3 protein-coding genes and 1 pseudogene are annotated in these 5783 nt (G+C 53.6%); 2 read left to right on the top strand and 2 right to left on the bottom strand.

The features are described from left to right. Window positions 1-1985, bottom strand: a 1985-nt coding sequence (locus tag CFII68_RS08340; protein ID WP_018610544.1) for a hypothetical protein, incomplete at its 3' end; no start/stop codon positions are given. Between the two features lie 46 nt (window positions 1986-2031). Beyond that, window positions 2032-3549: a hypothetical protein gene (locus CFII68_RS08345; RefSeq protein WP_018610542.1), complete on the bottom strand. Its 1518-nt coding sequence runs from the start codon at window positions 3547-3549 to the stop codon at window positions 2032-2034. A 169-nt stretch (window positions 3550-3718) separates the two neighbouring features. Here CFII68_RS08345 and CFII68_RS27555 point away from each other — a divergent pair, with 169 nt between their 5' ends. Beyond that, window positions 3719-4285 (top strand): hypothetical protein, encoded by a 567-nt coding sequence (locus CFII68_RS27555; RefSeq protein ID WP_156886103.1) that lies wholly within the window; start codon window positions 3719-3721, stop codon window positions 4283-4285. Window positions 4286-4322: 37 nt separating this feature from the next. Further along, a pseudogene (locus CFII68_RS08350) lies at window positions 4323-5783 on the top strand (sugar-binding protein); the annotation flags it as partial.

Here is a 5783-nt window from a genome sequence, read left to right as displayed (position 1 = left end):
GACTTGGCGATCGGCGGCCCCGGCACATAGCTGTGGTCCTTGTCGGCGGCCGGGTCCGGTCTCACAACGGCACCTGAGGTCGGATCCTGGATGGACCAGGTCAAGGCGCCGCCGTCCACGGCGCCGGCTGACACGTCATGGGCCAGGGAGTCGCCGGCTGTGGCAATCATGATCAACGGGTTGACGGCAAGACTTCGGGCCGTGATGCCGACCAGCGCCGAGCTGGTGTGGGTACCGTCGGTGGCCGTAACCACCACTCGGATGGAACTGCGTGGCATCTCGGCGGCGGTGGGCGGGGTATACCGACCCGTATTAGTGATGGTTCCCTTGGGCACGGTCTCGCCGAGGATATTGCGCACCGACCAGGTCAAATTACTGCGAGGTGGTTCGGTATTGAATTGCCACGGTGCCGTGTGGGGAATGATCGGTTCCAGATCTGTGATACTGAAGGCGGTTTGTGTAGGGCCGACGTGGCCGAATGCTGCCAGGTCGCCAGGGTAATACACACTGTCGATTTTTACCGAATTGTCACCACGAAATAATAAGCTGTTAAGTGTAAAAATATTAATTTCCGTCACCGGACTAATAAACGTTTCAATAGTCGGACGCAATAGTGCTGCAACCTCTTGTTCAAAGTTTGCTTTTATCTGCGAAAAATTTCGCACTACAAGTGGCTGATTTTGTAATGTCCCTATGTTTACCTCAACGCTTATCTGGTCGCTCTCACGAACAACTTCCAAGACGACCCTTCCGGTTACCGGTTCCATCTTGAACTGAAATCTCCACACGCACTCCCATGCAGTCCATAAATTACCTACCTTGGCGGATAAAGGATTCCGATAATAAGCAATGCAGGGCTGTTCCTTATCACCACTCCACGCCAATGCAAGCTCCCCAGCCAGGTTTCGAACCACAAAATTCGCCACTCCTGGTGTAGGCGCTCCCGAGCTATCTGAGAAATTCGTAATTAAAGATATCAACTTAAATTCATCAAGATACTGCTCCTCAGTAGGAGGTGCTCTATAAAAAACTCTCTGGTAAGCCCCCCTCCCTCCATAGCCAGTAGCTTCAGCGAAGCCATTGACAACATCGAACTCAACCCAAAACGGATTCTCTAGGTTGTGTGCTCTCCTAACCCCTTCCCTAATTATTTTTTTAAACAGCATATCATTACCCAACAACGCTGTAGCCGAATGGCCATCCGGCAACAAATACTTCAGGTCCGCATTATCGATAGGTGCCGTCCCATTATCATCTCCTTCCATGGCGACAAAAACCAGTACCGCCCCCTCTCCCTCATCTTCATTGGCCAACAACCTGGCACCGGCACCCTGTTTATTATGAGTGCGAATAACGAATTTCGAAGGCTTTAGAAATTGATCCGGCTCAAACTTCAATTCGTTCAGTACAAAAACCTTCTGCTCCTCCGGCAACGCCCTGAAGCGTGTCTTGAAACGCTCACCCGCCACCCTTTGCAAGTGCTCGGACGGCATGTCAATCAACCGATAATTCGTACCCTTCGAGATATCGAGCTCCACCCGCCCCGCCGAGGTAACCGACCCCGTGCTCTCCATAAGATTGATATCAAACTTCAACCCTGGGCCATCCAGTACGTTTTTCTCGGAAATCCGAGTAAGTGACCATTGTTGGGCACCTTCCTGTTTGGTGAAAGACAGGTGGGTACCACCGACCTCCTTCATTGTTAATTTCGCTGCCGACGTCTGCAAGTTAGCGCCGATGAAGGACAGTCGCGGCGCGTCCATTTGGTAGTTATGCAGAAAATCCTTTTGCGTCGGTGTGGTGTTGTCCCGAATTTCTTCGGTGATCGGTTGCATGTAATGCTCAGTGCCGAATCGGGTGATGTATTCCTGCAACAACACCTTATTGGTCTCACTGCGTCCATAGGCCAGCACCGCACCCCAGCCCAATGTCCGAGGCTCCACTTTGAGCCAGTCCAACAGCGTATCTACAGAATTGATTTCCATGACAACCTCTCTCACCGATAATAGCGCCGGCGGCTTGTACTCCGGTTTAGCGAACCAGCGTTGCAGTGGTATCTTTAAAGCTCGTAAACGTTTCACCACCGTCAAAGCTGACGCGTGCTTTTAGTGAAAACGGTTCACCAAGCATGAGTGTTTCCAAAAATTGCTTTGGCAGCTTTGCTGTTACTTTTTTGTTTCTGAACTCAGCGTCTGTAACCGGCAGCGCATTACGTACGGGGTATGAGGTATTACCGTTGCCGTCGACGCCAGTGGCTTCCATCATCAACAGCTGCCCTACTGCCATGAATGGCCAAGCATCGAAACCCGAAGACTCGATGATCAAATCCGCGCCGCTAAACGGCACTGCGGCCAGACTCATCTGACCGCCCGAGATGTGCACGGAGGTTGTAGACGGGTAGCGTGTCGCAGGCAACGGCTCGACAAGCAGGTTGAAACGGACAGAAGGTTCACCGTCGACGCAATAAAACACCGGGAAATAACGTCCCTGTGCGACGGTCGACATGTTGGCTGCAATAGCAGTGGATGGAATGTGAAAACGTCTGCCCGAAACAGGATCAGTCGCAACATGGCGCCCACCATTTGGATGCCCTTGCCAATGCACCTCTACGCTGCCCGATCCGATTTCCGCCGTATCGGGCACATTGACATAAGCCCCATTGGTAGTCGCTGCCCAGGTCCCATGGTTGTCCGCACCCGGGGTGACATCTTCAATAATCGGGGCGGGCAGGTGCAGTGGCTTGCTGATATCCAGCAGTAAAGGCTCAGCCGACAGGGCAACACCGGCCCGGGCGTACTGATAAAGCACTTTTACCTGGGCGTTGCTGTTTACTGTCAGCCAGTGCGGCTCGATATAAAACTCGAAAAGACCGCTATCCAATGTCGAACGATCGACCCGCAGGGCCTTGGTAACACTCTTGATTTTCTCGCTACCGGTCCAATACAACAGCACCCAATCGTTATCCTGGAGGTCCGGATGAAACGGTTTGACTTGCAAGGTCAGGCCATCAGGGTAATGTCCCGGGTTGATTGGGCCTGCGGTATGGCCTTTGACCGTGATAGAAGGCAACAAAGCGGAACCGGGATCGACGATGTCAATCCGCTGTTGTTCGGACTCGCTGGGCTGTGCGGGCTGTTCAGCATACTCAACGCGATAGCTGATATCGGCATATTCACCCTCAATAGAACCAATCTCGATATAGGGCACGGTGAACGTCAACGGCTGGTGCAAGTGCTCAGCCCTGATTTCTTTGGACTCCTGATACACAGTTTCCGGTACGCCTTGGAAGTAGCCTTGCCAACTGAAGATGACCTCATCCCCGACACGCATGGCCTGATAGGGCGGTACCACAGCCGTGGCGCCTGCTGAAGTGACATCGGCGGTTTTCACCGACCGGTCGTGAGATTCCTTTATGTGCGGGACCGGCAGCTTGCTGACTTGGAGATGTTTTCCTGCGTAGCAGAATGCTCGAAGCGATTCTGGCCCTCTTTCATCAGAATCCCCCGGCTGCTGGGCTGGGAGCTCTGGGCGTAAGTTCGAGTCCACCATGACTTATTCCTTGAGTATTCAAATTCAAGAGAACATCAGCGATGACACTGTAGGTTTCGTGGGGGAACGCTGTCTACTAACAGAACTGTTAGGTTTCAAGGGCTCATTTCGATGATAACGTTATGTTTAGTTTTCCGCATCAGCCACCACTCGATATGGGACAGTGACCATGAACCCCGTCAAGGCGATCGCTTTCAGCTTATTGTTGGCTAACAATCTTATCTACTCAGTCGTTGCATTTTCGGAGACCAGCCCTTCTATTCCCCCCCGGTCCAACGACAACAATAAAAAAGCGACCAGTTCCCCCGAACAAAACAAGGCAACCGGCACAATTGTACTTAGGGACAAGGAAAATGGTATTTGCAGACTGATTGTGCCAGAACCGGGTACAGCCATAACTTACAGCTTCGTTAACCCCCCGACCCCGCCAGGGTGCTCTGGCTGGAATGACAAAACCCGTTCAATCCAACTGGCTGAATTGCCTTCAGCCACCACCATTTTTTTAGGCGATAGCGGAGATTGCGGAAAGTACAGTAAAAACACATGGATATCACTAAAAACAATAAAGAAACAAACCAGCACGTCGATTATTGAAACTGAATACCTCACCACCTTTCAAAAAAACCAGATAATCGAACCTGGACTGCAAATGGTCGATCTGCAAGTAAATAGCTCATTCAGAGACGAGCTCTCTTGCATCCGAATACAAACTTCAGCCGTACCTCCTTCGCCTTAATTTTCAACTCCTTGATCTTAGTAACGAGGGATTGACCATGACCACTTCCAGTACCGTACATTCCCAAGCCTTCGGCTTCATGAGCTACGTACAAGGCGGTGTTGACCCGCGCACCGGGCAATACACCGTTTCCATCGACCTGCCCGAGGTCCAAAGTAACTGGCTGTGCGGCCCGGCCTTCCCTTTGAACCTGACTTTCAGTCCGATCAATATCCTGGACTCCGGTTTCGGGGTGGGCTGGAACTTGAACTTGAGCCAGTTCACGCCCTCCAACAACATTTTGGCCTTGAGCACCGGGGAAACCTTCAAAGTCACCGGCAGCGGTTCGCTTCCGGATATGAAGGAAAAAAAACTCGACACTTTCCATTTCGAAAATCTGGGCGGCAACCGCTACCGCGTGTTGCATAAGTCGGGGATGGTCGAAGAGCTTCAAGTCGGCGGCGATCTTACCCGGGTCGCCTTGCCTGTGAGCGTGAAGTCGCCTGCCGGCCACAGCCTCACACTTGCCTATACATCGTTCCGTGGCGGACAGTGCCTGCACAGCATCAGCGATGCCCAGGGCGAACTGCTGCAAATCAACCGCCAGGCCAACGATGAGTGGGTGGAGATCCTCGTGCGGCCCTACGACGGCCCTAATGGCACCGCGCTGGCGCGTTATGAAATGAAGCTCAATGCCAGCGGCTGGGTCACCGAGATCGTCTTGCCCACGCCCGACAAGGGCTCCTGGCGTTTTGGCTATGGCAACGGGCCGATTCGCAACATCCTGTGCCTGCACGAAATCAAGACACCGGTTGGCGGTCGGGAAATCCTCACTTATGCCGACACCGGGCACCCTTATCCGGGCGGCGTTGTGCGCCCCAACTTGCCGCGGGTCACCCGCCATCGCAGCTACCCCGACTTTGGCCAGCCAAACGCCGATGAAACGATGGTCGAGGTGCAATTCAGCTACACCAGCCATAACTTCCTCGGCGCCGGTGAAACCGTCAGTTGGGAAGACGGGATGGACCCGCTGTACAAACTGCAGGCCCGTTATGAATACGGCAGCACCGCCCGCTTGATGGTCGGCGGCCAGGTGGCGCGCACAGTCGAACGCAGTTACAACCGTTTTCACTTGCTGGTGGAAGAAAAAACCAAACAGGAACATTGCGTCAAGCGTGTCAGCACCCAGTATTACGCCGAGGATGTGCCGTTCGAGCGCCAGGTCCCGCAGTTCCAGTTCCCCAAGGAAGTCACCACCCGTTGGGAGCTGGACAACGACGCGACCCAATACCGCGCCGAAATCACCCGCAGCGTCTACAACGACCAGGGCAACCATACCGAACAGGTTGAGCCCAACGGTATCAGGACCGTCTACACCTACTATTCCAAGAACGGCGAGGACGGTTGCCCGGCGGACCGTTTCGAACGCAACCTCAAAGACACCACGGTGTACCCATCATCCCAAGGCGAGCCGGGCGCGCCGACGCTGCGCACCCGTCTGCGCTACAGCGCGCACAAG

Source organism: Pseudomonas sp. CFII68, assembly GCF_000416195.1.
In the GTDB taxonomy this organism is placed as follows: Bacteria; Pseudomonadota; Gammaproteobacteria; order Pseudomonadales; family Pseudomonadaceae; genus Aquipseudomonas; species Aquipseudomonas kilonensis.
Note: the sequence above shows the minus strand (reverse complement) of the source record. Positions and strands in the feature narration are given on the sequence as shown.

What these genes read in the sequence shown, in the direction of transcription:
- CFII68_RS08345 (WP_018610542.1), bottom strand. Translation starts at nt 3,549, where the DNA reads ATGGTGGACTCGAACTTACGCCCAGAGCTCCCAGCCCAGCAGCCGGGG.
- CFII68_RS27555 (WP_156886103.1), top strand. Translation starts at nt 3,719, where the DNA reads ATGAACCCCGTCAAGGCGATCGCTTTCAGCTTATTGTTGGCTAACAAT.